Source organism: Pseudoxanthomonas japonensis (genome assembly GCF_010093445.1).
Classification (GTDB): Bacteria; Pseudomonadota; Gammaproteobacteria; order Xanthomonadales; family Xanthomonadaceae; genus Pseudoxanthomonas_A; species Pseudoxanthomonas_A japonensis.
In genome coordinates, this window is the sequence record NZ_PDWW01000001.1 from 143,265 (window position 1) to 167,223 (window position 23,959).

Here is a 23,959-nt window from a genome sequence, read left to right on the forward strand (position 1 = left end):
ATGACCCGTTTCGCCTTTCTGCTATCGACCTTGCTGGTGGGCTGCGCATCGTTCGCTGCGCATGCCACCGACTTCGCCCAACCCCAGCCCGGCCTGCACACCGGTGGCCAGCCGTCGCAGGACGATCTTGCGCGCCTGAAGTCCGAAGGCGTGCGCACCGTGATCGACCTGCGCGGGCCGCAGGAAGACCGCGGCTATGACGAGGCCGCCGAAGCGCAGCGCCTGGGCCTGCACTACATCGCCCTGCCGATCGCCGGCAAGGACGACGTCACCCCGGCGAATGCGAAGGCGCTGGGCGATCTTCTGAAAGCGCAGGACGGCGACGTGCTGCTGCACTGTGCGTCCGGCAATCGCGTTGGCGCGCTGCTGGCGATGGACGCGGCGGCGCGGGGCGTCCCGCGCGAGGAAGCGCTGGAGCTGGGCCGCAAAGCGGGCTTGAAATCGCTGGAGCCGGTGGTAGCGGAGCAGTTGGGCAAGCCCTGACGTGTCACCGCCACGATGCCCGTTGTGGGAGCGACGTCAGTCGCGATGACGCATTCATGGCGCTCATTTCGCGACTGACGTCGCTCCCACGACCAGCAATCACTAACCCGCCGGCACGAACTCGATGCCGGCCGACGCCGCCGCGGGCCGCAGCAGCGGCATCACCCAGTGATCGACCAGCAGGAAGGCGAACAGCGCCATCAGGTAGACGATGGAGTAGTTGAATACGCGCATCGGGAAAAACTCGTCCGGCGGATCCAGCAGCCGCCACGCATACCAGAGGAACACCGCGCCGAGCACCAGCGCGCCACCCAGGTAGAAGAAGCCGCTCATGCCGAACACGACCGGCAGCACCGTCACTTCGACCAGCAGCACCGTGTAGAACAGGATCTGCCAGCGTGTGTAGGTCACACCGTGCGTCACCGGCAGCATCGGCACCAGCGCGCGTGCGTAGTCCTCGCGACGGAAGATCGCCAGCGCCCAGAAATGCGGCGGCGTCCACACGAAGATGATGAGCACCAGCAGCAACGCATGCGGCCAGTCCCACTCGCCCTGCATGCCGGTCATCGTGGCCCAGCCCAGCAGCGGCGGCGCCGCGCCGGCGATGCCGCCGATGACGATGTTCTGCGGCGTGGCCCGCTTCAGGAACACGGTGTAGATCACCGCATAGCCGATCAGCGAGGCGAACGTCAGGATCGCGGTGATCGTGTTGACCCAGACCACCAGCACCGTCATCGACAGCGCCGCCAGCACCAGCGCGAACGCCAGCGCCTGCCAGGGCTTCACCTGCCCCTGCACCAGCGGACGCCACGAGGTGCGCGCCATCTTGGCGTCGATGCGCGCATCGAGCAGCTGGTTGATCGCGGCGGCGCTGGACGCCGCCAGCCAGATGCCGAGAAAGCCGAGCGCACCGCGCAGCAGCTCGGCGCCGTCCGGCAGGCCGTCGATGGCGAGGAACATGCCGACGATCGCGGTGAACACGATCAACGCCACCACGCGCGGCTTGGTCAGGTCCCAGTACTGGCGGAACGTCGAGGCCATCAGTCGGGCCTGCGCAGGCGGGCGGTCAGCGAGACCATCGTGAACAGCAGCAGCACCGCGCCGGCGTTGTGCGCGACGGCGACCGGCAGCGGCAGGTTGAGCTTCACGTTGAGGATGCCCAGCGTGACCTGCGCAGCGATCAGCACGACCAGCGTCAGCGACCAGCTGCGCATGCCGGGCGTGCGGAACAGGCGCAGCGCCAGCGCCAGCACATACAGCGCGACGATCACCGCCATGATGCGATGGCTCAGCTGGATCGCGATGCGCGCGGCACCGTCGAGCACGCCGCCTTCGTAGTCCACGCCGATGCCACGCCACAGCACGAACGCCTCGCTGAAATCCGCAGGCGGCGCCCACTGGCCCACGCACTTCGGGAAATCCATGCCGCAGGCCAGCGCCGCGTAGTTCGCACTGACCCAGCCGCCCAGCGCGATCTGGATGCCGAGCAGCACCAGCCCGCCGATCAGCCAGCGCCGCAGCACGGTCGCATCGGCCAGCGTGATCGGCCGGTCGGTGGCGCGCCACGCCATCCACACCAGCAGCGAGAACGTGGTCAGGCCGCCCAGCAGATGGCCCATCACCACGATCGGCTTCAGCAGCCAGGTCACCGTCCACATGCCGAGCAGGGCCTGGAAGATGATCACCGCCAGCGTCAGCGCGCCCGCGCGCGCCAGGTCGATGTTCGACCAGCGCAACGCGGCGAACAGCAGGACCGCTTCGCCCAGGATCGCGAGCACCGACGCTTGCACGTGTGCGCCGTGCATGTACAGCGGAATCGCCGCGCCCACGAGACCGGCGGCGACCAGGATCTGCGCGATGCCCCAGCGCCGGCGGCGCGCCGCCAGCAAGGCCAGCACCAGCACCAGCACGCCCAGCGAGGCGGCGAGGTGGCGGTGCACCTGCTCGCGCCAGGCCTTGTGGGTTTCGAACGGACGGATCTCGCTGGCGACGTGCGAGGCGGCTTCGTCCACGGCCTTCGGCCATGCCGCGCGCCCGTAGCAGGTCGGCCAGTCGGGGCAGCTGAGGCCGGCATCGGACAGGCGCACGAAGGCGCCGAACACGACGACGCACAGCGTCAGCGCGACCGCCAGCCAGGCGATGCGATGGAAATGACGGTAGATAACGGGACGTGCGACGGCATTCATCATCGGTGATTCTGGCGGTGGCTCAGATGAGCTTGATGAGCTTGGCAACATCGGTGCGCAGGTGGCCCGGATCGAAGCCCGGGGCATAGCGCAGGATGATGAAGCCGTGGGGATCGATCACATAGACCGGCGTACCGGCCGCATCGTCCACCTGCGGCAGGCGCGTGCGCAGCGGATCGTCGGCGCGCACCAGGCGCAGCGCGGAGTGGCGTGGCGCATCCGCGGGATAGTCGCCAAGCCACAGGATGTCGACCTCGTCGGCGTTGTGGCCGAACAGCTGCCACACGGTATCCAGGTCGGTCGCCAGCTTCGTGCACGCCTGCGTGCAGCCCGGTGCCGGTGCGGCGACGATGCGCCAGCGACGCTCCGCCGGTTTCCAGTCATAGCGGCCGCCATCGGACAGCGACAGCGTCAGGTCGCGCGCGTCCGCCGGGGGCTGCAGCATCTGGCCGTGGTTCTTGTGGGCCGCCGGCTGCCAGCCGGAGAAGCGCAGCAGGCCGGCGCCGAACACGGTGCCGAAGAACAGGGCGAACAGGCCGACGAGCATCCACCGCCCGCGACGCCGCTGCGCGGGATCGAATGGTTTTGGGTCCATGGGCGCATTTTCTCACGCCCGGGCGATCATTGCCCCTGTCCGAGAACCGGATGCCGCGGACGAACGGCCACCGCGCCTCCATTCCGTTCGTGGTGAGCTTGTCGAACCACGCGCTTTGCGCTGGATCGACATGTCACGATCACCTTGCCCTGCCCTCGAAAAGCGTGGTTCGACAAGCTCACCACGAACGGGGTTACGGGGATTCAGCGCGCCTGTCCCGTGCTCGCTCAGCGACCCTGTCGCGCCCCCCTCCGGCTGCGCCAGGTCAGCACCAGCGCGGTAACGAACACCGCGCCCGCCAGCCCGAACCACTGCACGGCATAGCCGATGTGCCGCTCCGGCGGCAGCGTGTTGGGCAGGATGTCGAGGTCGCGGGCGTAGCCCAGCGTCAGGTCGGGATCCAGCTTCAGCACGCGCGGCGCCAACGAGGACAGGCCCAGCGCCTGGGCGATCTCCTGCGGCTGCAGCGCGATCACCAACAGGCTGCCATCTGGCTGCGCGCTGGGCGGCGCCTGGGCGATGCCCTCCGAGGGCGGCGGTACCAGCAGGCCCGCCACACGATGCTGCCCCGCCAGCGGCGCCACGGCCGGCATCGTGCGATCGCCCGGCACCGGCAGCCAGCCCAGCTCGACGAGCAGCGGTGCTCCGGCATTGGGCTGGAAGACACGATAGGCGCGTACGCCAGGCTGGCGATCACGCGTCTGGTTGTCGAGCAGGATCGCCGGCGCAGGCAGGAACTCGCCCTCGCCCGCTACCCAGTCGTACGCCTGCGATCGCGCCCTGTCCGCGGCCAGCCCCAGGGGCTGCACCTGGCGCTCGGCCAGCACGCGCGTGGTTTCCGCCTGCATCGCCTCCTTCTGTTCGGCCCGGCCCCACTGCCAGGCGCCAAGGCTGCCGAACAGCGACATGGCCAGCACGGCCAGCGTCCATCCCATCGGCAGCGGCATGCGACGGCTCATCGGCTGCGTCCGAATGTCGCACCCACCATCGGCTCACGCCGATGGCGCGATAATGCGCGCCTCACTGCCGAGGTCCCGACGAGGACGCCATGAACGATTCGCTGAAAACCCTGCTGATCATCGCCTTCCTCATCCTCATCGTCTGGAACCTGGGCGCGGGCCTGTACTACATGCTGGTGGACAAGGGCGAGAGCAAGCGCACGGTGAACGCACTGACCCGACGCATCGCGCTGTCCGTCGGCCTGATCCTGCTGGTCGTGCTGGCCATCAAGATGGGCTGGATCCAGCCGCACGGCATCAATCCCGGCTGAGAGCCGTGATTCGCAACTGGTGATGCGTGATTCGTAAAAGCAAAGAGCGACGGGATCTCCGTCGCTCTCGCTATGTGTGGTGCTTTCGCCGTCAGCGAATCACCCATCACGAATCACGAATCACAACACGTAGACGAACAGGAACAGGCCCAGCCACACCACGTCGACGAAGTGCCAGTACCAGGCGACGGCTTCGAAACCGAAGTGGTCGTCCTTGGTGAAATGGCCCTTGGCGCAGCGGAACCAGATGATCGCCAGCATGATCGTGCCCAGCGTCACGTGCAGGCCGTGGAAGCCGGTCAGCATGAAGAACGTGGAACCGTAGATGCCCGAGCCCAGCGTCAGGTTCAGCTCCTTGTAGGCGTGGATGTATTCCTCGGCCTGGAAGAACAGGAACACGCAGCCCAGCAGCACCGTGGCGCCCAGCCAGATCAGCAGCTGGCTGCGGTGGCCGGCCTTCAGCGCGTGGTGCGCGATGGTGATGGTGACGCCCGAGGTCAGCAGGATCAGCGTGTTGAGCAGCGGCAGGCCCCACGCCGGGATGGTCTGGAAGTGGCCACCGACCTGGCCCGGACCGGCGCTCGGCCATGCGGCCGAGAACCCTTCCCACAGCAGGCTGTTGGTCATCACGCCGTCGCCTTCGCCGCCGAGCCACGGCAGCGACAGCGTGCGCGCATAGAACAGCGCACCGAAGAACGCGGCGAAGAACATCACTTCCGAGAAGATGAACCACACCATGCCCATGCGGAAGGACACGTCCACCTGGCGGTTGTAGCTGCCGCTCACCGACTCGCGGATCACGTCGCCGAACCACATGAACAGCGTGGCGCACAGGCCCACGACGCCGGCGTAGAACGTCCACATGCCCCACGACAGGTCGTTGAGCCAGCTGGCCACGCCGAACATCGTGATGAACATGGCGATGGAGCCCACGAACGGCCACTTGGAGCTGTGCGGCACGAAGTAGATGTTGGCGTCTGGCGACGAGGCGTTTGCCATGGCGATGCTTCCGGTTGCTAAGGCGAAGTCAGGGTGCCGCGAGCGGCTTTGGCGACGCCGTGCCCGTGCCGATCTGCGCGGTCAGGGCGTCGTTCTTGAAGAAGGTATACGACAGGGTGATGGTCTTCACTTCCGCCGGCAGGTCCTGGTCCACGATGAAGCGGACCGGCATGTCGCGGCTTTCGCCGGGCTGCAGGGTCTGGGCGGTGAAGCAGAAGCACTCGGTCTTGGTGAAATAGCCGGACGCGCGCGCCGGCGCGACCGACGGCACTGCGCTGCCCACGACCGCCTTGTCGCTGTCGTTGCGCGCGAAATACTTGGCTTCGTACAGCTCCCCGGGCACGACCTGCATGGTCAGCTGCTCCGGGTTGAACGCCCACGGCAGCTTGGAGTTCACGCCACCGTCGAACTGCACGGTGACGGTGCGTTTGGCCTTGGCCGCCGCTGCCGCCGCGACCTGTCCCGGTCCCTGCTCCAGGCGGATGCCGAACACCTTCTCGCAGGCGATGCGGTACAGCGGCACCAGCGAGAACGTCAGCACGAACACCGCCATCGCCACGCCGACCAGCTTGAACAGGCCCGCCGAGTTGGACTTGCCGGCCGTCATGCGCTCAGCACCGCGCGACCGATGAAGGCCGCGAAGATCGCGAAGGCGATGCCGCCGATCACCCACGCGGTCCGCAGCACCGCCTTGCGGCGGCGTGCGAGCTCTTCGGGAGTGAAGGCGGGGACGTTCATGCGGCCGGGCTCAGGCGTGTCAGTGCGTCACGTCGCCGTGCGCCAGGTCGCCGTCCTTGATGACTGGCGGCGTGGTGAAGGTGTGGTGCGGCGCCGGCGACGGCACGGTCCACTCCAGACCCTTGGCGTTTTCCCAGGCGCGGGCTTCGGCCTTGGCGCCGTTGCGCAGCGAGGCCCACAGGATCGCGGCCATCATGAACGGCGTGACGAACATGCCGAACGCGCCGATCGAGCTGATGAGGTTCCAGTCCGCGAACACCGGGTTGTAGTCCGGGATGCGGCGCGGCATGCCGGCCAGGCCCAGGAAGTGCTGCGGGAAGAACAGCAGGTTGACGAACACGATCGTCCACCAGAAATGGAACTTGCCCCAGAACTCGTTGTACATGCGGCCGGTCCACTTCGGCCACCAGTAGTAGGTCGCCGCGATGATCGAGAACAGCGCGCCGGTCACCAGCACGTAGTGGAAGTGCGCCACCACGAAGTAGGTGTCGTGGTACTGGAAATCCGCCGGCACGATGGCCAGCATCAGGCCGGAGAAACCGCCGATGGTGAACAGGATGACGAAGCCCACGGCCCACAGCATCGGCGTCTCGAAGGACAGCGAGCCGCGCCACATCGTGCTGACCCAGTTGAACACCTTCACGCCGGTGGGGATGGCGATCAGCATGGTGGCGAACATGAAGTAGATCTCGCCGCCCAGCGGCATGCCCACCGTGAACATGTGGTGCGCCCACACGATGAACGACAGGAACGCGATCGACGCGGTCGCGTACACCATGGCCTGGTAGCCGAACAGCGGCTTGCGGCTGAAGGTCGGGATGATTTCCGACACCACGCCGAACGCCGGCAGGATCATGATGTAGACCTCGGGGTGACCGAAGAACCAGAAGATGTGCTGGTACATCACCGGGTCGCCGCCGCCGGCCGCATTGAAGAAGCTGGTGCCGAAGAACTTGTCGGTCAGCAGCATGGTCACTGCGCCCGCCAGCACCGGCATGACCGCGATCAGCAGGAACGCGGTGATCAGCCAGGTCCAGCAGAAGATCGGCATCTTCAGCAGGTCGATGCCCGGCGCGCGCATGTTCAGCACGGTGGCGATGATGTTTATGGCGCCCATGATCGAGCTGACGCCCATCATGTGGATCGCGAAGATGGTGAACGCGACGTTGTAGCCGCCCTGCAGCGACAGCGGCGGGTACAGCGTCCAGCCGCCGGCGGGCGCGCCGCCCGGCAGGAACAGCGACATCAGCAGCAGGGTGAAGGCGAACGGCATGATCCAGAAGGACCAGTTGTTCATGCGCGGCAGCGCCATGTCCGGCGCGCCGACCTGCAGCGGGATCATCCAGTTGGCCAGGCCGACGAAGGCCGGCATCACGCCGCCGAAGATCATGACCAGCGCGTGCACGGTGGTCATCTGGTTGAAGAATTCGGGGCTGACGAACTGCAGGCCCGGCACCATCAGTTCGGCACGGATGATCACCGACATGCCCGCGCCGATGATGAACATGATGAAGCTGAAGATCAGGTAGAGGGTACCGATGTCCTTGTGGTTCGTGGAGAAGAACCACCGGTCGATGAAGCCCTGCTGGTGACCGTGATGATCGTCGTGCCCGTCGTGATGGGAATCGTGGGCGACGTTGGAGTTGGCCATGTGCTTACTCTCTTGCAGCTAAATCGGACGATCAGCCCTGCGCCGACGGCGCGGGGGTCTCGGCAGCGGAGGCGGAGGCGGCGGCGTTGGCCGGGGCGGCTTCCGCAGGCGCGGTCTCCGGAGACGGTGCGGCCGGTGCCGGTTCGGCGGCCGGGGCAGGCTTCTTCGAGGCCAGCCACTGCTCGAACTCGGCCTTCGGCACCGCCTTCACGACGATCGGCATGAAACCGTGGTCCTTGCCGCACAGTTCGGCGCATTGGCCGCGGTAGACGCCCGGTTCCTTGATGTCGGTCCAGGCCTCGTTGACGATGCCCGGGATGGCGTCCTGCTTCCAGCCCAGCGCCGGCACCCACCATGCGTGGATGACGTCGTCGGCGGTGATCACGAAGCGGATCTTGGTATCGGTCGGCAGCACCAGCTGGTTGTCGACGTCCAGCAGGTAGTGCGGGTTCTTCACCAGGTCGGGCTTCTCGCCGCTCTGGCGGATGCGGTCGGACTCGCGGTCCAGACGGCTGGTGAAGGACACGTCCTCACCCAGGTACTCGTACTTCCACATCCACTGGTAGCCGGTGACCTTGACGGTCATCTCGGCGTCGCGGGTGTCGTACATGGCGATCAGCTTGGCGGTCGCCGGCCAGGCCATGACCACCAGGATCAGCACCGGGATGACGGTCCAGATGATCTCGGCGGTGGTGTTGTGGCTGAACTGCGCGGCCACCGCACCCTTGGACTTGCGGAACTTGAACATCGCGTAGCCCATCGCACCGAACACGATGATGCCGATCACGATGCACACGATCAGCGCGATCATGTGCGCGTCGTAGGCATGCTGCGAGGACGCGGTGACGCCCTTGCCCATGTTCAGCTGCCACCGGTGCGGGTCAGCCGACTGCGCCCAGGCCAGCGCCGGCATCGCCAGCAGCGTGCACGCCATCGCCAACCGCTTCCACATCCCATTCACTTGCGTCATTGCCTAGACCCCAATGCGTCATCGGTTGCGGCCGCTCGCGGCCGCCAGTAGATCCTGCAAGGTCTCCGCCAGCTGCCGCCGCTCGGCCGGTCCCAGGAAGTCGCCCACCTGTACCTGCCTGCCACTGGAAGCCAGCGAAATCCTTTCGCCTCCCCGCGCGATGCCCAGGCGTACCCAGTACGGGTGCGCACGGAACACCAACCCTCCGCCGGAGGTGGTCACCTCCACCGCGTCGGGCCCGATGCGGATCTCCTCGCCCCGGTCGCCATGGCGCCACGACGCATGCAACGCCGTGGCCACGATGGCCGAATGGAGCAACGCAAAGGCCGGCGCGAAGGCATTGCCTCCCCACCAGCCCAGCACGGCGACGACCCACATCGCACCCGACAATGCCGCGAACAACATCACGAACTGGCGGCGCGTCAGCGCCCGCGGCGGCCGCAGGCGGACCTGCGCGCCGTGTCCGTCCCACGATGACGGCACCACTTCGATCATGTCGCCCGCCACACGATCCGGGCTGCGGAAAACCGCTGAATGGTAGCTCCCGAGCACAGGGGGCGGCAAGGTGCATTGATCGAGGACAAGGCGCCGTGGCCCGCGTTCGAGGGTGCGGCGCGCGCCTACGGCGGCGTTCCGCGACGTGCGTCACCGCCTCGCCCAGCGACACGCCCGAGGCCCGCAAACCCCGCACGACAGGCATATCCGGGCTGCCCGCGCGGCCCTAAACTAATGGACTGCCTTTGGACTGCCCCGCCGTCATGTCGACCCCTTCGCCCGTCCCGTCGCCCGCCGCCCCGATGGCCGGCGCCATCGTCTCCCCCGAGCTTCCCGCGCCTCCGGCCGCCCTGCGGGCCGCCATCACGGCGGCCTGGCTGCGCGACGAGACCGAGCATGTCCACGAGCTGCTGGAACAGGCCCGCCTGCCGGCCGACGAGCAGATCCAGGCGCAGAAGCTGGCCGTGGACCTGGTGAAGCGGGTCCGCGCCCGCGCGCAGGACCAGGGCGCCATCGAAGCCTTCATGCGCCAGTACGACCTGGGCAGCGAGGAAGGCGTGCTGCTGATGTGCGTGGCCGAAGCGCTGCTGCGCATCCCGGACCAGGAGACCGCGGACAAGCTGATCCGCGACAAGCTGGGCGATGCCGACTGGGAAAAACACCTGGGCCAGAGCGACTCGGTGCTGGTCAATGCCTCCACCTGGGGCCTGATGCTGACTGGCAGGCTGGTCAACCTGAACGACCTGACCCGCGCCGACGTGCCCGGCGCCTTCAAGCGCCTGGTCGGCCGCGTCGGCGAGCCGGTCATCCGCCTCGCCGTGCGCCAGGCCATGCGCATCATGGGCCACCAGTTCGTCATGGGCCGCACCATCGACGAGGCGCTGGCCCGCAGCCGCAAGGGCGAGAATGCCGACTACCGCTACTCGTTCGACATGCTGGGCGAGGGCGCGCTGACCACGCGGGACGCCGCCCGCTACCTGGAGGCCTACCGCCAGGCGATCCATGCGATCGGCCGTACCGGTCCCTTCGCGGACGTGTTCGCGGCACCGAGCATCTCGATCAAGCTCTCCGCGCTGCACCCGCGCTACGAGCACGCCAAGCGCGCCCGCGTGATGAAGGACCTGGCCCCGGCCATCCTGGAACTGGCGCAACTGGCCAAGTCCTACGGCATCGGCTTCACCATCGATGCCGAGGAAGCCGACCGCCTGGAGCTCTCGCTGGACCTGATCGAAGCGACCTTCGCCGACGCCTCACTCGATGGCTGGGAAGGCTACGGCCTGGCCGTGCAGGCCTACCAGAAGCGCACGCCGTACGTGATCGACTTTCTCGCCGATCTCGCCCGCCGCGTCGGCCGCCGCATGCCGGTGCGCCTGGTGAAGGGCGCGTACTGGGACGCCGAGATCAAGCGTGCCCAGATCGACGGCCATCCCGGCTACCCGGTGTTCACCCGCAAGCCGAACACCGACGTGTCGTATCTGGCCAATGCACGCCGCATGTTCGACCACGGCGATGCGCTGTACCCGATGTTCGCTACCCACAATGCGCAGACCATCGCCGCGATCCACGCGCTTTCCCTTCTCCCTCCGGGAGAAGGTGCCCGAAGGGCGGATGAGGGTGCGGGGCATCCTGGTGCCAGCGCTCGCGCCTTACCCTCTCCCCAACCCCTCTCCCGGGGGGAGAGGGGCTTTGAATTCCAGAAGCTGCACGGCATGGGCGACGACCTGTACGCCGAAGTGGTGCCCAAGCACCGCCTCGACACGCCGTGCCGCGTGTACGCGCCGGTCGGTTCGCACGAGGACCTGCTGCCGTACCTCGTGCGCCGCCTGCTCGAGAACGGCGCCAACAGCAGCTTCGTCAACCGCATCACCGACGAGAACGTCGCCATCGAGGACCTGGTGCGCGACCCGGTGCAGACCGTGTCGGAATTCGAGTCCATCCCGCATCCGCGCATCCCGCTGCCGGTCGACCTTTTCCGGAGCCAGCCGGCTCCCATCGCCTCTTCTGACAGGAACAACTCCATGGGCGCCAACCTCGCCAACGACAACGACCTGCGTGCCCTGGCCGAGCGCATCAACGCGTCGGTGAAGCCGTGGCGCGCCGCGCCGCTGGTGCCGGGCGCGGTCGTGTCCGGCAACGCGCTGCCGGTGACCAATCCCGCCGACCGCCGCCAGACCGTCGGCGAATGGCAGCCGGCCGACAGCGCCGCCGTCGAGAAGGCGCTGGCGAATGCCGTCGCCGCGCAGCCCGCCTGGGACCGCACGCCGGCCGCCAGCCGCGCCGCGATCCTCGAGCACGCCGCCAACCTGCTGGAACAGCGCCTGCCCGACTACATCGCGCTGTGCGTGAAGGAAGCCGGCAAGACCATCCCCGACGGCGTCGCCGAAGTGCGCGAAGCCGTCGACTTCCTGCGCTACTACGCCGCCCAGGCGCGCGCACAGTTCGGCGCGCCGGAGCACCTGCCCGGCCCGACCGGCGAATCCAACCAGCTGCAGCTGCAGGGCCGTGGCGTGTTCGTCTGCATCAGTCCGTGGAACTTCCCGCTGGCGATCTTCCTGGGCCAGGTCAGCGCCGCGCTCGCCGCCGGCAACAGCGTGATCGCCAAGCCGGCCGAGCAGACCAACCTGATCGGCCATGCCGCGGTGAAGCTGCTACACGAAGCCGGCATCCCCGAAGCCGTGTTGCAGTTCCTGCCCGGCGACGGTGCCACCGTCGGTGCCGCGCTGACCAAGGATCCGCGTGTCGCCGGTGTCGCCTTCACCGGCTCCACCGAGACCGCGCGCGCGATCAACCGTGCGCTCGCCGGCCGCGAGGCCGGTCCGATCGCCACGCTGATCGCCGAGACCGGTGGGCAGAACGCCTTCATCGCCGACTCGTCGGCACTGCCGGAGCAGTTGGTCAAGGACGCGATGGGCTCCGCCTTCACCTCCGCCGGCCAGCGCTGCTCGGCTGCGCGCGTGCTGTTCGTGCAGGACGACATCGCCGACAAGGTGATGACTATGCTGGCCGGCGCGATGGACGAACTGAAGGTCGGCGACCCGGGGCTGCTGTCGACCGACGTCGGCCCGGTGATCGATGCCGATGCGCTGAAGATCCTGGACGACCACGCGGCCCGCATGGCCAACGAAGCGCGCCTGATCAAGCAGGCGAACGCAGGCGATGACACGGCGCACGGCACGTTCTTCGCGCCGCGCGCGTGGGAACTGACGTCGCTGGACCAGTTGCAGAAGGAAATCTTCGGGCCGGCCCTGCACGTGGTGCGCTGGAAGGCCGACCAGCTGGACGCGGTGATCGACCAGATCAACGCCACCGGCTACGGCCTGACGCTGGGCGTGCACTCACGCATCGACGAGACCATCGATCGCATCGCCGCACGGGTGAAGGTCGGCAACGTCTACGTCAACCGCAACCAGATCGGCGCCGTCGTCGGCGTGCAGCCGTTCGGTGGCCAGGGTCTCTCGGGCACCGGCCCCAAGGCCGGCGGTCCGCACTATCTGCCGCGCTTCGCCACGGAGAAGACGGTCACCGTTAACACCACGGCGGCCGGCGGCAACGCGTCGCTGCTCACGCTGGGCGAATGACGCCTTAGCCGCTTCATCTCACAAAGGACGCTGCATGAAGCCCCGCTCCGGCGGGGCTTTTTCTTTTTGCGTGACCCACGGCACTGACACCGCGGGCAGCGCGCGGCGATGCTGCGGATCCATGGTCGCCGCCGCCGAGTACATGGCGCGCGTGCGCCAGCATCGGGGCGATGCCACTGCCGGATTGCGCCGTATCCTGCGTTCTGGCATCGACAGGAAGCTCCACGGCCAGCAAGGCCCCGACGACGCATGACGACCGACTTCTACAACCTGCTGCTCAGCGATTGCGCACTCGCTGCCGTGCTGCTCGCGCTGTTCTTCTACGTGGGCAAGGTGTCGCGCGGCGTACGCGGCATCGCCACGTGGGGCGTGGCGCACTTCCTGTACTCGCTGGGCGCGGCGATGCTGGACGGCACCGCGCAGACCCTGGAGCGCGCCGGCAACGAGTCGCTCGCGGACGGCATCGCCGGTGCCGGCGGGTTGCTCGCCTGCGCCGGCCTGGTCGGGCTGGCGTGGTCGATCATCCAGTTCGTGCAGCAGCGCACGCTGGCATGGTGGGAACGGGGACTGCTGCCGCTGTGCCTGGCGTTCTCGCTGGCCGGCGTCGTGCTCGGCGGCGGTGTCGAGGCCCAGGGCGCGGCGATGAGCGCCACCGAGGTGATCGTGCTGCTGGTGATGCTGCGCCACCTGGTCGTGCTGCGCGTGGCGCCCGACCACGTGCCGGCACGCCTGATGATGGCGGGCTGCGTCGTGCTGCTGTGGCTGTACGGCGGCGACCTGCTGGCGGCGCTGACCGGCCGCTACGGTCCCAATCCGATGTGGGTGAACCTGGACCTGTCGATCTGGTTCATGCTCAATTTCTGCATGCTGATGCTGGCCAGCTTCCGTGCCGCGGAGCCGTTACGGCGCAGCGCCCTGTTCGATCCACTCACCGGCGCGCTGAACCGGCGCGGGCTGGACAACGAGTTGCAATCCCTCGGTGGATGGGCCGCCTCCGAACACGGGCTGGCGGTGATCGCGCTCGACCTGGACCACTTCAAGGCGGTCAATGACGACCACGGCCACGAAGCCGGCGACCTGGTGCTGCAGCGGTTCTCCGACGTGGTGCACGGCTGCATCCGCAGCGGCGACCTGTTCGCGCGCCTGGGTGGCGAGGAATTCATGCTGGTGATGCGCGACACGCCGCCGGACACGGCGCACGCACTGGCAGAACGCATCCGCCAGCAGGTGATGGCGCTGGAATTCGCGCCGAGCGGCCATGATTTCCGCGTTACCGTCAGCCTCGGCATCTCCTTCACCGCCGACCGCGATGCGCCATACGACACGCTGATGCGGCTCGCCGACGAGGCGCTGTACGCCGCCAAGCACAAAGGCCGCAACCGGATCGAGGTACGCTGGCATCCCGCCTGACCACGAGATCGCCATGCCACTGCACTCCCGCCTCGCCATCGCCCTGCTGCTGTGCGGCGCCGCGCCGCTCGTCCACGCCTCGGCGCACCGCTCGGTCTGTCCCGCCGATCCGGGTCGCGCGCCCTCGGGCGACATGACCGCCACGCGCGTGGCCGCCGCGGTGGTCGACGACGACCAGGACCGCCTCTATGAAGGCGCGGTGTGGACGGACGGGGGGCTGTACCTGTCGGACTTCGTGCACGCCGGGACATTCCCGTCGCGCATCCGGCGATTCACGCCGCCGGACGGCTGGGCGACGGCGGTCGAGGACAGTGGCAGCAACGGCCTCGCACTGGATACCGAAGGCCATCTCATCGCGGCCACGCACGACCGCAAGCAGGTGGCGCGCGTGGACCTGGCCGACGGCACACGGTCATCACTCGTTTCCACGTTCGAGGGCGCGCCGTTCAACTCGCCGAACGACCTGGTGATGGCTGCCGACGGCACGCTCTACTTCACTGATCCGGACTACCAGCGCAAGGCCGCGCCGGGCGGGCAACCGCGCACGCGCGTCTATCGCCATCGCGACGGCAAGACGACGGTCGTGGACGACAGCCTGCGCAATCCCAACGGCATCGCCCTGTCGCCTTCCGGCGACACGCTGTACGTGGCCGGCGGCACCGGCGACGGCGACGTGTTGCGCACCTATGCCATCGAGGACGGCGTGCCAGGCGAAGGCCGCGACCTTGCGCGCATCAGCGGCGGCGACGGCCTGGCCATCGACTGCCTGGGCAACGTCTACGTCACCGAGCATGGCGAACAACGCGTGCGCGTGTTCTCGCCGACTGGCGAGGTGCTGGCGACGATCCACGTGGATGCCAACATCACCAACGCCGCATTCGGCGGCGTAGACCGCCGCACGCTGTTCCTCACCGGCGCGGCCAGCCTGTGGTCGATCGACCTGGACGTGGCGGGATTGCCGTACTGACGGCGCCGCGTGCGCTGCGCGCACGATGCAGGCGTTCGTCACCGCGCGTCGTGCGTGGCGCACGCTATGTGTGTCCGATCCTTCTCCCGCCGGGAGAAGATGGCGCGCAGCGCCGGATGAGGGTGCGTGTGCCGCCGAACCGTCACCGCATTAACTGCCCTCACTCCACCCCCTCTCCCGCGAGGAGAGGGCGTCAAGGCACCCTGCCGAGATGGAGCTGGCGTAGCGTGCGCCGTACGCACGACGCGCGATGACGGGTTCATGCATCGTGCGCATACCACGCTACGTCGGATTCCGTTGTCGCGCAGGCCACGGACAAAGAAAAACCCCGCCGAGGCGGGGTTTTTCGTGGCTCCAGTACGCGCTGCGATCAGAACTTGTACTGCATCGACACGCCGAACAGGTTGGCGCCACCGTCGTACTGGCCGACCAGGCGCGAACCGCTGGACGACAGCAGGTCGATCTCCGGCTTGTCCGCCAGTTCCAGGCGCACGTAGCTGGCGTTGAGCTCCAGGTTGTCGCTGACGTTCCAGCTCAGGCCCAGCGAGTACCAGTTGCGGTCTTCGTCGGGCATGCGCGGGGTGCGGTGCGCACGGGCGACCGGGGACTCGTCGCGCGCGATACCGGCACGCAGCGTGAAGCGGTCGTTGAGCGCGAACTCGCCGCCCAGCGAATAGAACCAGCTGTCGTGCCAGTCGTAGTTCTCCACCGCGTCGGCCTGCAGCGGGTTGTCGAACTCGATGCGGATTTCCTTCAGCGAATCCCAACCGGTGTGCACGCCTTCGGCCATGATCGCGAAGCGTTCGGTGGCCTGGTAGGTGGCGCTGAAGGTGTGGGTGGCCGGGGTGGTCAGCTTGGCGCCGCCGCCGTCGGTCGGCTTGTAGATCGCATTGCCCAGCACGCCGCGCACGTTGGCCGGCACCTCGAAGGTCGCCGTGCCGCGCAGCTCGTGGTCGATCTCGGAACGGTACGAATAACCCAGCGACAGCTTGTCGGTCGGGCGCAGGCTGATGCCGGCCAGCCAGCCGAAGCTGTTGTCGGTGCCGGAGATGCCGGCGACGCCGTCGTTCTTCTGCGGGCCGAACGGGGCGGCGACCGGGTTCGGGGTGACGCACAGCGCAACCGCCACGCGGCAGACGCCGGCGCCGAAGTCCACGGCGTTGGTCAGGGTGACGTCGGCGTGTTCGTAGATCACGCCCAGGCCCACCGACGCGCGGTCGCTCAGTTCCAGCGAAGCGGCCAGCGTCAGGTCGACGATCTTCACGTCGGATTCCAGCGCGTGGTAACGGCCGACCCAGTCGGACTCGTAATCGGTCTTCAGGCCGAACGGCGCGCTGATCATGGCGCCCAGGGTGACGTACTCGAACTGGTCGCTCAGCGGCAGGATGAACGACATGGCCGGCACGGCGGCGATGTCGCCGGCGTCTCCGCCGTCACCACCGCGCAGCGGCTGCTGCAGGGCGGTGCCGGCCGCGGCGGTGCCGCCACCGGTGAATTCGAACGACAGGTCGATCGCGGTGACGTCGGCCTGGAAGGTCTTGTCGGTGAAGGTCGACATCATGGCGGGGTTGTTGACCACCACCGAGGCGTCGCCCTTGGCGGAGGCCGAACCGGCCATCGCGCGGCCCTGGGCCTTGACGCTGTTTTCCTTCAGCTGGAAGGCGGCGGCGTGGACATCGCCGTAGGCGAGCACGCCGGCGATGCCGAGCGCCAGCGCGGTGACGCGGGTCAGGTTCTTGGTGAATTCCATCTTTGATCTCTCCGGAGACGTGGGTAATGAATCGTCTGCGTCGCCTCTGGCCGGGGTGTGTAATCCACCTTTCGGCCTGCCGGAAGCCCCTCCCGACATACGACGCCGTATGCAGTATACCCGCTAACTAAACGCTAACAATCCGCTGTAAGTCATTGCCCCTATTCAGTTTCGTTACGGCGCACCATGGGCAGCCCGTCGATGACCCGGTACAGTGCGGCCGCATGTTCGTCTCGCTTCCTTCCCGCCGGAAACCGCACGTCCGCTGGGCCACGCCCGCCCTGCTGGTCCTGCTGTCCGCCGCCTTCTGCTGGGCGCTGACACTGGGGGACGCTGCCCAGGGCCACCTGCTGACGCGCTGGGGGGCACTGACCGGCGGCATGGTGGCGCCCGAGGTCTGGCTGGCCTCGCTGCAGAGCGGCACGGTGCTGCGGTTGTTCACTGCGCTGTTCCTGCACGCGGACTGGGCCCACCTGCTGGGCAACCTGGTGTTCCTGCTCATCTTCGGCCTGCCCTCCGAACGGGCGATGGGGCCGTGGCGGTTCCTGCTCCTGTTCCTGGTGGGCGGCGCCGTCGCCAATGTCGCCGCCGTGCTCAGCATCGGTACGCCGGACCGCGTCATCGTCGGTGCCAGCGGCGCCATCTCGGCAGTCATCGGCGCCTATCTCGCCCTGTTCCCTACCGCCAAGCTCGGCGTGGTGCTGCCGCTGGGACTGTTCCTGGAATTCGTCAAGGCACCCGCGTCGCTGCTGATCGGCATCTGGGCGCTGCTGCAGGTGGTGTTCGCCTACACCGGACCGACGCTGGGCGCGGTGGCGTGGTGGGCACACATCGCCGGCTTCCTGTTCGGCGTGGTGTTCGCACTGTTCGTGCGCGCCGCGATCGCGCGGCGCATGCGCAAGCGGCAGGGATACTGAAGGCAGGAGTGAACGTGGAGGAGTGAGGAGTGAGGAAAAGCGGTGTGCTCCCCCTCACTCCTCTCCACTCACTTCTATAATCCGCGCATGAAGAACACGCTCTACAAGATCACCTTCCACAACCACACCAAGGTCTACGAGCTGTACGCACGCAGCGTCGCTGCCAGTGGCCTGTGGGGCTTCACCGAAGTCGCCGAGCTGGTGTTCGACGTGCACGAAGGTCTGGTCGTGGATCCCACCGAAGAGCGCCTGCGCGACGAATTCGGCGGCACCAAGGTGCTGCACCTGCCGATGCAGAGCATCATCCGCATCGAGGAAGTGGAGCGCAAAGGCCAGTCGGCGATCCGCGACGCGTCCACCGGCGAAAAGGTCGTCACGCCGTTCCCGATGCCGGCGAAGCCACGGTAGGGGTCCGATCCAATGTCAGAGCCAAGCCATCAGCATTTGTGGTTTGACGGGCCGCACGGCCAAATGTTGAGCGTCCTGATCAACGGCGACTCGGGTTGGTTGATGTACATCCGCCAGCCCGGGGATGCAGGATTCAGTTCGCGTAACCCGGAGTATGATGGTCCGGCTAATGCATTGATCGACTACGTTATAGATAACGGACAGCGTGATCAGTATCCAGCTTCGTGGGCGCTGCCTGTACCTCTGATCATGCGAGCGATCGAGTACTTTCAGTCAACGGGTTTGCGACCACCGTTTATCGCGTGGCACGACGACTCACACGGCGAATGGGCGCCAGCCACAGCGCTCTGACCGTGCGTTACATCGTACGCGTTGTATGCACAGCGCCTCAGCGCAGCTGCTTGTCCGACGACGCCCGTGCGGTCGAAGCCACTTTCTTCAACTCCACCAGGGCGGCATTGATCGGTGCATCGCCATCCAGCACGTCGCCGGGCGCGTAACCCGCGGCGCCTTCCTCGTCGCCGCGCAGATGGCCCGGCAACGTCGCTTCGGTGATGTAGAGCTGGCCATCCTGTTCGACCACCGAGCCCGGCTTGGCGTCGGCGACCTCGGGCTTCACCACCACGTCCGGGACGATGCCGCTGGCCTGGATCGACTTGCCGCTGGGCGTGTAATAGCGCGCCGTCGTCAGTTTGACCGAGTCGCCGTTGTCCAGCGGCAGCACGGTCTGCACCGAGCCCTTGCCGAAGGTGCGGCTACCGACCACGCGTGCACGGCCGTTGTCGCGCAGCGCGCCGGCCAGCACCTCCGACGCGCTGGCGGAACCGGCATCGACCAGCACCACCACCGGCGCGCCGTTGAGGCGATCACCCGGCGTGGCATCGAACTTGGAATCGCTGATCGACATGCGCCCGCGCGTGCTGACGATATTGCCCTTGTCGAGCAGGTCGTCCGCCACCTGCACCGCGGCGAGCAGCAGGCCACCGGGATTGCTGCGCAGGTCCAGCACCAGGCCGCGCAGCTTGCCGCCCTGCTGCAGCTTGTCGATCTGCCGCTGGAACTCGGCGGCGGTATCGGTCTGGAACGCCTTGATCCGCACGTAGCCGTAGCCCGGCTCGAGCATGCGGCTGGCCACGCTGTTCACGCGGATCGTTTCGCGGGTCAGGGGCACGTCGAACGGCTTCGGCGTGCCGTCGCGCACAATGGTCAGCACGATCTTGCTGCCCGGCACACCGCGCAGCGGCTCCATGCCGTCCTCGGCGCTGATCGGCTTGCCGTCGATCGCGGTGATCAGATCGCCGGACTTGATGCCGGCCTTCGCGGCAGGCGTGTCGTCGATCGGCGATACGACCAGCAACGTGCGGTCGGGTTGCTGCATCAGTTCCACGCCGATGCCTTCGTAGGCGCCGTTGGCCTGTTCGTCGAAGGCTTCGGAATCGGCCTTGTCGAAATAGGTGCTGTGCGGGTCCAGGTCGAGCAGCAGGCCGCGGATCGCGGACTGCATCAGCTTCTCGTCCTCGACCGGCTCGACGTAGGCTTCCTTGACCGCGTTGAACACGGCCACGTAGCGGCGGATCTCCTCGAGCGGCACCTTCGGCGCATTCTCCGCGGCATCGGGATCGTCGCTGGGCGCGACCACCGGCGGCGTCTCCGGCGATGGCGCCTGCTGCTGCGCCCACACCGGCAGCGCGGCGAGCAGGGCGACGGTCAGGAGGGCCAGGGGAAGACGCTGCAGCATGCGCGGAACTCCGGATAGGGCGGACGATGGACACCGCGAACGCCCGCGGAGTTCATCCGGATTATGCGTGAAGCCGCGCAGGCGGGATGTTCAAGCCGGGTTACGGCCGGCGGCGCCGTTCATCGCCGCTGCAGCCACGAGGACGGATCGACCGGCTGGCCGTTGCGGCGCAGTTCGAAGTACAGCGCGGCCTGGCCCTGTCCACCCGACGTACCGACGCGCGCGACCGCATCGCCGCGCTTGACCCGGTCGCCGCTGTCCTTCAGCAGGCTGTCGTTGTGCGCGTACAGGCTCATGTAGCCGTTGCCATGGTCGAGGATCAGGATCAGGCCGTAGCCGGTCATCCACTCGGAGAACACCACCGTGCCATCGGCCACCGCCGTGACCGGCGTGCCGGACGGCGCGCCGATCAGCACGCCCGTACTGGCACGGCCATCCGGCAGGCGGCCGCCATAGCGCGCCAGCAGGTTGCCCGAGACCGGCCAGCCCAGTCCGCCGACCTTCAGTGCAGGCGCGGACGCGACCTCGGGGCGCGGCGCGGCGGTGCGGGGGCTGCGCGTCGCGGTGCCATTGCCTTCGCGCTTCTGTGCGGCCGCCGCTGCAGCGGCTTCGCGACGCGCGGCGGCACGGCGTTCGGCTTCGGCGCGCGCCGCGGCTGCACGCAGGTTCTTCAGCAGCGTTTCCAGCGAACGCGCATCCTGGCCGAGCGCCTTTTCCTTCGCCGCCCGGTCCTGGTAACGCTGGTCCAGGTCGGCCATCAGGCTGGCACGCGCCTTGCGGTCCTTCTCCAGCTGCGCGACCTGGCCGCGCTGCTTCACGCGTGCCGCATCCAGCTCGGCCTGGCGGGCGACGATGTCGCGCTCCACCTGGTCCAGCGCCGCCAGTTCGGTATTGAGGGACTCGATGCGTTGCGCCTGGTCGCGCTGCACGTAGCGGTGGTAGGCGAGCAGGCGATTGGCGTCCGCCACGCGGTCCTGCGACAGCAACACCTTCAGCGGGGCATCGTCGCCACGCTGGTAGGCGGCGCGCACCAGCGCGGTCAGCTGCCTGCGCTGCGCCGCCTGCTGGCCCTGCATGGCGTCGCGCTTGCGCTGCAGCTCGTCCAGCGCCGCGGCTTCGCGGCGCAACGCGGCTTCGGTGTCGGACAGCGAACGCGTGGTGCGTCCGACCTGCTCATCGGCATCGCGCAGCTGGCGCGACGCGGCACCGCGCTCGCTTTCCAGCTTGCGCCGCTCCTGCGCGATCGACTTCAGTTCGCTGCGCACGCGCTGCAGCTTCTGCTCGGCCTCGCGCGAGTTCTGCGCCGGCGCGGTCGCGACGAGCGACAGTCCGGCCAGCAGGACGACGGCAGCGAACGCGCGTGCGCGATACGGCATCAGGCGTCGATCAGGCTGCGGCCGCTCATGGCGGCCGGCTGCGGCAGGCCGAGCAGCTGCAGCAGCGTCGGCGCGACATCGCGCAACGCGCCACCGCTGCGCAGCGTGACCACGGGCGCGCCTTCCGGCTGCACCAGCACCAGCGGCACCGGGCCGACCGTGTGCGCGGTATGCGGCTGGCCGGTGGCGGGGTCGCGCATCATCTCCAGGTTGCCGTGGTCGGCGGTGATGATCATGGCGCCGCCCGCCTTGCGCACGGCGGCATCGATCGCACCCACCGCCTTGTCCACCGCCTGCGCGGCGAGGATCGCCGCCTGCAGGTCGCCGCTGTGGCCGACCATGTCGGGATTGGCGATGTTGCAGACGATCGCGTCGAAGCGGCCCGCGCCGATCGCGTCGACCAGCTTCTCGGTCAGCTCGGGGCAGCTCATTTCCGGCTGCAGGTCGTAGGTGGCCACCTTGGGGCTGGGGATCAGGATGCGCTCCTCGCCCTCGAACACGTCCTCGCGGCCGCCGCTGAAGAAGAACGTCACGTGCGCGTACTTCTCCGTTTCCGCGATGCGCAGCTGGGTCAGGCCGTGTTCGGCCAGCAGCTCGCCGAAGGTCTCGCGCAGGTCGTCGGGACCGAACGCCACCGGTGCGGGCAGCTTTGCGTCGTACTCGGTCAGGCAGACGAAGCGCGCCAGCGCCGGCACGCGCCGCTCGAAGCCGTCGAATGCCGGCGACACGAACGCCGCCGTCAGCTGGCGCGCGCGGTCGGCGCGGAAGTTCATGAACACCACCGCATCGCCATCGGCCATCGGCTGCGCGCCCTCGATGACGGTCGGCAGGACGAATTCGTCGTTCTCGCCGCGCGCGTACGCATCTTCCAGCGCGGCCACGCCGGTCGCGGCGCGATACTCGGCCTTCGCTTCGACGATGGCGTCCCACGCCAGCTGCACGCGGTCCCAGCGCTTGTCGCGGTCCATCGCGTAGTAGCGGCCGCTCACCGAGGCGATGTGCGCGTTGCCGAGCGTCGCGCACAGGTCCTGCAGGGCGCGCAGGCTGGGCTCTGCGGACTTCGGCGGCGTATCGCGGCCATCGAGGAAGGCATGCACCGCCACGCGCGGCACGCCCTGGCGCTTGGCCAGTTCCAGCATCGCGAAGAGGTGCAGCTCATGGCTGTGCACGCCACCCGGCGACAGCAGGCCGAACACATGCAGCGTCTTGCCGTCCGCCTTGGCCGCCGCGCAGGCTGCGACGAGCTCGGCGTTGGTGTAGAAGCTGCCGTCCTCGATGGCGGCGTCGATGCGGGTCAGGTCCTGGTAGACGATGCGGCCCGCACCCAGATTCATGTGGCCCACCTCCGAATTGCCCATCTGCCCGTCCGGCAGGCCCACGTGGCGGCCCTCGGTATGGATCAGCGTGTGCGGCGCGGAGGCCAGCAGGCGGCGCCAGTTCGGCAGCTCGGCCTGCGCCAGCGCATTGTCCGTGGGGTCTTCACGATGCCCCCAGCCATCCAGGATCAGCAGCACGACGGGCTTGGGACGCTTCACGGACGCAGGGGATGCGGACACGGCAGGATTCCAGTGACTTCAGGCAGGTGACGATTGTAGCGAAGCATGGTGCCATCCATCCCGGTGCAACGGCGTTTAAACCCTCGGGTAAGCCAGCGCATCAGACCGATACGAGACCACCCGAGAGGCAACCCCATGATCCGTCCCCGCACCGCCCTGCTGCTGACCCTGGCCCTGGCCACCACCCCTGCGCTGGCCCAGCAGGAAATCTCCAAGGTCAACGGCAGCATCACCGCCGACGCCGGCCAGACCTATGGCGACCTGGATACCGTCAACGGCAGCATCCGCATCGGCGATGGCGTCACCGCCGAAGACGCCAGCACGGTCAACGGCAGCATCACCGTCGGCGACAAGGCCGTGGTGCAATCGCTGGAAACCGTCAACGGCGCCATCCGCACCGGCAAGGACGTCAACGTCCGCAAGGATGTCGAAACCGTCAACGGCAGCATCTTCATCGACCGCGGCGGCGTGGTGGGTGGCGATGTGGAGACTGTCAACGGCGCCATCGGCCTGGTTGCCACGCAGGTCGGCGGCAGCATCGAGACCGTGCTCGGCGACGTCACCGTCGGCGTCGGCTCGAAGGTGCGCGGCGGCCTGCGCGTGCAGAAGTCCAACGCCGGCTTCTTCAACACCAACAGCAAGAAGGTGCCGCGCATCGTGATCGGCCCCAATGCCGAAGTGAACGGCCCACTGGTGTTCGAGCGCCCGGTCACCCTCTACGTGCACACCAGCGCGAAGATCGGCCCGGTGACCGGCGCCACCGCCAAGCCGTTCAGCACCGACACCGCGCCGGCCGAGTAAGTCGTTCCGCCCCCTCCCCCGCCTGCGGGGGGAGGGATGGGGCGGGGGCGCCGTCCTTGCAAAGCCCGACC

Annotated in this window: 23 protein-coding genes and 1 pseudogene; 10 read left to right on the forward strand and 14 right to left on the reverse strand. The window is 68.0% G+C overall.

The window, feature by feature from the left end; genetic code table 11:
- Positions 1-483 (forward strand): fused DSP-PTPase phosphatase/NAD kinase-like protein, encoded by a 483-nt coding sequence (locus CSC78_RS00615; protein ID WP_162335970.1) that lies wholly within the window; start codon positions 1-3, stop codon positions 481-483.
- Positions 484-585: 102 nt separating this feature from the next.
- Here CSC78_RS00615 and cyoE read toward each other — a convergent pair whose 3' ends face one another.
- The 4 genes from cyoE to CSC78_RS00635 all read right to left on the reverse strand — a co-directional run bounded on the left by cyoE (position 586) and on the right by CSC78_RS00635 (position 4,223).
- Positions 586-1,524 carry a heme o synthase gene (cyoE, locus tag CSC78_RS00620; RefSeq protein WP_162335971.1) on the reverse strand — a complete coding sequence of 313 codons (939 nt, stop codon included), beginning with the start codon at positions 1,522-1,524 and terminating at the stop codon, positions 586-588.
- Entirely contained in the window at positions 1,524-2,669 is a 1,146-nt protein-coding gene (locus CSC78_RS00625) for a COX15/CtaA family protein (protein WP_162335972.1), read from the reverse strand. Before CSC78_RS00625 ends, cyoE begins: the two co-directional genes overlap by 1 nt.
- A 22-nt stretch (positions 2,670-2,691) precedes the next feature.
- Positions 2,692-3,264, reverse strand: a complete 573-nt coding sequence (locus CSC78_RS00630; RefSeq protein WP_162335973.1) for a hypothetical protein — start codon at positions 3,262-3,264, stop codon at positions 2,692-2,694.
- Positions 3,265-3,491: 227 nt separating this feature from the next.
- The gene (locus CSC78_RS00635; RefSeq protein ID WP_162335974.1) at positions 3,492-4,223 is read right to left on the reverse strand and encodes an SURF1 family protein; all 732 of its coding nucleotides are present in this window, start codon (positions 4,221-4,223) and stop codon (positions 3,492-3,494) included.
- Positions 4,224-4,312: 89 nt separating this feature from the next.
- On the opposite strand from CSC78_RS00635, the gene CSC78_RS00640 reads away from it, so the two are divergent.
- Positions 4,313-4,534 (forward strand): twin transmembrane helix small protein, encoded by a 222-nt coding sequence (locus CSC78_RS00640; RefSeq protein ID WP_162335975.1) that lies wholly within the window; start codon positions 4,313-4,315, stop codon positions 4,532-4,534.
- Between the two features lie 120 nt (positions 4,535-4,654).
- Here the strand turns inward: CSC78_RS00640 and CSC78_RS00645 are convergent, their stop codons facing one another.
- From CSC78_RS00645 to CSC78_RS00665, 6 genes are read right to left on the reverse strand one after another with little or no spacing between them, the layout of a single operon-like run.
- Positions 4,655-5,533, reverse strand: a complete 879-nt coding sequence (locus CSC78_RS00645; RefSeq protein WP_162335976.1) for a cytochrome c oxidase subunit 3 — start codon at positions 5,531-5,533, stop codon at positions 4,655-4,657.
- Positions 5,534-5,561: 28 nt separating this feature from the next.
- Complete coding sequence (locus CSC78_RS00650; RefSeq protein ID WP_162335977.1) at positions 5,562-6,140, reverse strand: cytochrome c oxidase assembly protein; 579 nt, start codon at positions 6,138-6,140, stop codon at positions 5,562-5,564.
- The gene (locus CSC78_RS19135) at positions 6,137-6,271 is read right to left on the reverse strand and encodes a hypothetical protein (RefSeq protein WP_255430509.1); all 135 of its coding nucleotides are present in this window, start codon (positions 6,269-6,271) and stop codon (positions 6,137-6,139) included. Before CSC78_RS19135 ends, CSC78_RS00650 begins: the two co-directional genes overlap by 4 nt.
- A 19-nt stretch (positions 6,272-6,290) precedes the next feature.
- The gene (gene ctaD / locus CSC78_RS00655; protein WP_162335978.1) at positions 6,291-7,922 is read right to left on the reverse strand and encodes a cytochrome c oxidase subunit I; all 1,632 of its coding nucleotides are present in this window, start codon (positions 7,920-7,922) and stop codon (positions 6,291-6,293) included.
- A gap of 31 nt (positions 7,923-7,953) precedes the next feature.
- Positions 7,954-8,892, reverse strand: a complete 939-nt coding sequence (gene coxB, locus CSC78_RS00660) for a cytochrome c oxidase subunit II (RefSeq protein WP_162335979.1) — start codon at positions 8,890-8,892, stop codon at positions 7,954-7,956.
- Positions 8,893-8,910: 18 nt separating this feature from the next.
- Complete coding sequence (locus tag CSC78_RS00665) at positions 8,911-9,387, reverse strand: DUF2244 domain-containing protein (RefSeq protein ID WP_162335980.1); 477 nt, start codon at positions 9,385-9,387, stop codon at positions 8,911-8,913.
- Between the two features lie 263 nt (positions 9,388-9,650).
- Between CSC78_RS00665 and putA the strand changes: the two genes are divergently transcribed.
- The 4 genes from putA to CSC78_RS00685 are packed head-to-tail and all read left to right on the forward strand — an operon-like array spanning position 9,651 to position 15,342.
- Complete coding sequence (putA, locus tag CSC78_RS00670) at positions 9,651-12,965, forward strand: bifunctional proline dehydrogenase/L-glutamate gamma-semialdehyde dehydrogenase PutA (protein ID WP_162335981.1); 3,315 nt, start codon at positions 9,651-9,653, stop codon at positions 12,963-12,965.
- A gap of 34 nt (positions 12,966-12,999) precedes the next feature.
- The gene (locus CSC78_RS00675; RefSeq protein WP_162335982.1) at positions 13,000-13,218 is read left to right on the forward strand and encodes a hypothetical protein; all 219 of its coding nucleotides are present in this window, start codon (positions 13,000-13,002) and stop codon (positions 13,216-13,218) included.
- Complete coding sequence (locus tag CSC78_RS00680; protein WP_162335983.1) at positions 13,215-14,375, forward strand: GGDEF domain-containing protein; 1,161 nt, start codon at positions 13,215-13,217, stop codon at positions 14,373-14,375. The genes CSC78_RS00675 and CSC78_RS00680 overlap by 4 nt, the downstream gene beginning before the upstream one ends.
- 13 nt (positions 14,376-14,388) lie before the next feature.
- On the forward strand, positions 14,389-15,342 hold the full coding sequence (locus CSC78_RS00685; RefSeq protein ID WP_162335984.1) for an SMP-30/gluconolactonase/LRE family protein: 954 nt from the start codon (positions 14,389-14,391) through the stop codon (positions 15,340-15,342).
- Positions 15,343-15,712: 370 nt separating this feature from the next.
- Here the strand turns inward: CSC78_RS00685 and CSC78_RS00690 are convergent, their stop codons facing one another.
- Positions 15,713-17,092 carry an OmpP1/FadL family transporter gene (locus tag CSC78_RS00690; protein WP_162335985.1) on the reverse strand — a complete coding sequence of 460 codons (1,380 nt, stop codon included), beginning with the start codon at positions 17,090-17,092 and terminating at the stop codon, positions 15,713-15,715.
- Between the two features lie 224 nt (positions 17,093-17,316).
- Between CSC78_RS00690 and CSC78_RS00695 the strand changes: the two genes are divergently transcribed.
- The 3 genes from CSC78_RS00695 (at position 17,317) to CSC78_RS19240 (ending at position 18,768) form a co-directional block, all read left to right on the forward strand.
- On the forward strand, positions 17,317-18,009 hold the full coding sequence (locus CSC78_RS00695; RefSeq protein ID WP_162335986.1) for a rhomboid family intramembrane serine protease: 693 nt from the start codon (positions 17,317-17,319) through the stop codon (positions 18,007-18,009).
- Positions 18,010-18,096: 87 nt separating this feature from the next.
- Complete coding sequence (locus tag CSC78_RS00700; protein WP_162335987.1) at positions 18,097-18,417, forward strand: DUF1820 family protein; 321 nt, start codon at positions 18,097-18,099, stop codon at positions 18,415-18,417.
- Between the two features lie 63 nt (positions 18,418-18,480).
- Entirely contained in the window at positions 18,481-18,768 is a 288-nt protein-coding gene (locus CSC78_RS19240) for an Imm1 family immunity protein (RefSeq protein WP_202924086.1), read from the forward strand.
- A 40-nt stretch (positions 18,769-18,808) separates the two neighbouring features.
- On the opposite strand, the pseudogene CSC78_RS00710 reads toward CSC78_RS19240, so the two are convergent.
- The 3 genes and pseudogenes from CSC78_RS00710 to gpmI all read right to left on the reverse strand — a co-directional run.
- Positions 18,809-20,155, reverse strand: a pseudogene (locus tag CSC78_RS00710) (S41 family peptidase); the annotation flags it as partial.
- 119 nt (positions 20,156-20,274) lie between these two features.
- Positions 20,275-21,531, reverse strand: a complete 1,257-nt coding sequence (locus tag CSC78_RS00715) for a murein hydrolase activator EnvC family protein (protein WP_162335990.1) — start codon at positions 21,529-21,531, stop codon at positions 20,275-20,277.
- Positions 21,531-23,087 (reverse strand): 2,3-bisphosphoglycerate-independent phosphoglycerate mutase, encoded by a 1,557-nt coding sequence (gpmI, locus tag CSC78_RS00720; protein ID WP_238391119.1) that lies wholly within the window; start codon positions 23,085-23,087, stop codon positions 21,531-21,533. Before gpmI ends, CSC78_RS00715 begins: the two co-directional genes overlap by 1 nt.
- Positions 23,088-23,225: 138 nt before the next feature.
- Between gpmI and CSC78_RS00725 the strand changes: the two genes are divergently transcribed.
- A complete protein-coding gene (locus tag CSC78_RS00725; protein WP_202924098.1) occupies positions 23,226-23,888 on the forward strand; it encodes a DUF4097 family beta strand repeat-containing protein in 663 nt (220 codons plus the stop codon).
- The last annotated feature ends 71 nt before the right edge of the window (positions 23,889-23,959 follow it).

Coding starts and splice junctions, on each gene's coding strand:
- CSC78_RS00615 (WP_162335970.1), top strand. CDS start 1: ATGACCCGTTTCGCCTTTCTGCTATCGACCTTGCTGGTGGGCTGCGCA.
- cyoE (WP_162335971.1), bottom strand. CDS start 1,524: ATGGCCTCGACGTTCCGCCAGTACTGGGACCTGACCAAGCCGCGCGTG.
- CSC78_RS00625 (WP_162335972.1), bottom strand. CDS start 2,669: ATGAATGCCGTCGCACGTCCCGTTATCTACCGTCATTTCCATCGCATC.
- CSC78_RS00630 (WP_162335973.1), bottom strand. CDS start 3,264: ATGGACCCAAAACCATTCGATCCCGCGCAGCGGCGTCGCGGGCGGTGG.
- CSC78_RS00635 (WP_162335974.1), bottom strand. CDS start 4,223: ATGAGCCGTCGCATGCCGCTGCCGATGGGATGGACGCTGGCCGTGCTG.
- CSC78_RS00640 (WP_162335975.1), top strand. CDS start 4,313: ATGAACGATTCGCTGAAAACCCTGCTGATCATCGCCTTCCTCATCCTC.
- CSC78_RS00645 (WP_162335976.1), bottom strand. CDS start 5,533: ATGGCAAACGCCTCGTCGCCAGACGCCAACATCTACTTCGTGCCGCAC.
- CSC78_RS00650 (WP_162335977.1), bottom strand. CDS start 6,140: ATGACGGCCGGCAAGTCCAACTCGGCGGGCCTGTTCAAGCTGGTCGGC.
- CSC78_RS19135 (WP_255430509.1), bottom strand. CDS start 6,271: ATGAACGTCCCCGCCTTCACTCCCGAAGAGCTCGCACGCCGCCGCAAG.
- ctaD (WP_162335978.1), bottom strand. CDS start 7,922: ATGGCCAACTCCAACGTCGCCCACGATTCCCATCACGACGGGCACGAC.
- coxB (WP_162335979.1), bottom strand. CDS start 8,892: ATGACGCAAGTGAATGGGATGTGGAAGCGGTTGGCGATGGCGTGCACG.
- CSC78_RS00665 (WP_162335980.1), bottom strand. CDS start 9,387: ATGATCGAAGTGGTGCCGTCATCGTGGGACGGACACGGCGCGCAGGTC.
- putA (WP_162335981.1), top strand. CDS start 9,651: ATGTCGACCCCTTCGCCCGTCCCGTCGCCCGCCGCCCCGATGGCCGGC.
- CSC78_RS00675 (WP_162335982.1), top strand. CDS start 13,000: ATGAAGCCCCGCTCCGGCGGGGCTTTTTCTTTTTGCGTGACCCACGGC.
- CSC78_RS00680 (WP_162335983.1), top strand. CDS start 13,215: ATGACGACCGACTTCTACAACCTGCTGCTCAGCGATTGCGCACTCGCT.
- CSC78_RS00685 (WP_162335984.1), top strand. CDS start 14,389: ATGCCACTGCACTCCCGCCTCGCCATCGCCCTGCTGCTGTGCGGCGCC.
- CSC78_RS00690 (WP_162335985.1), bottom strand. CDS start 17,092: ATGGAATTCACCAAGAACCTGACCCGCGTCACCGCGCTGGCGCTCGGC.
- CSC78_RS00695 (WP_162335986.1), top strand. CDS start 17,317: ATGTTCGTCTCGCTTCCTTCCCGCCGGAAACCGCACGTCCGCTGGGCC.
- CSC78_RS00700 (WP_162335987.1), top strand. CDS start 18,097: ATGAAGAACACGCTCTACAAGATCACCTTCCACAACCACACCAAGGTC.
- CSC78_RS19240 (WP_202924086.1), top strand. CDS start 18,481: ATGTTGAGCGTCCTGATCAACGGCGACTCGGGTTGGTTGATGTACATC.
- CSC78_RS00715 (WP_162335990.1), bottom strand. CDS start 21,531: ATGCCGTATCGCGCACGCGCGTTCGCTGCCGTCGTCCTGCTGGCCGGA.